The following is a 608-nucleotide window of genomic DNA, read 5'->3' on the forward strand; positions in this document are numbered from 1 at the left end:
ACATGCAACAGACCACGGACATTCTCGGCGCCGCACTGGCGCATCACCAGGCGGGCCGGCTGGGCGACGCGAAGGCGGGCTACGAGCAGCTGCTCGCGGGGGAGCCCGCGCATCCGGACGCGCTGCATTTCCTCGGACTGCTGACCTGTCAGGCAGGGCAGCCGGAAGAAGGCATCGCGCTGATGCGCCGCTCGATCGACGCGTATCCGAGCGCGATCTATCACAACAACCTGGGCAACGCGCTGCGCGAGCGGGGCCGGCTCGACGATGCGATCGCGCAGTACCGCGAAGCGGTGCGGCGGCAGCCGGACTACGCGGAAGCGCACAACAACCTGGGCGATGCGCTGCGCGAGGCGCGGCAGCCGGATGCGTCGATGCAGCACTGCGCGCAGGCGATCGCGCTGCGGCCGGACTATGCGCAGGCATACAACAACCTGGGCAACGCGCTGAAGGATCTGGGGCAGGCGGATGCGGCGGTGCTCGCATACGGCAAGGCGATCGAACACGATCCGCGCTACGCGGACGCGTACAACAATCTCGGCAACGTGCTGACGACGCAGCGCAAGTTCGACGCGGCGGTGGACAGCTATCGCGCGGCCGTCGCGCTG

At 68.8% G+C, this 608-nt stretch carries 1 protein-coding gene; it reads left to right on the forward strand.

Annotation, left to right across the window (positions count from 1 at the left end):
* Nucleotides 1-2: 2 nt before the first annotated feature.
* The coding region (locus tag DIE11_RS36025) for a tetratricopeptide repeat protein (protein ID WP_124629853.1) at nt 3-608 on the forward strand (606 nt) is incomplete at its 3' end.

The organism is Burkholderia sp. Bp9012 (assembly GCF_003853825.1).
Classification (GTDB): Bacteria; Pseudomonadota; Gammaproteobacteria; order Burkholderiales; family Burkholderiaceae; genus Burkholderia; species Burkholderia diffusa.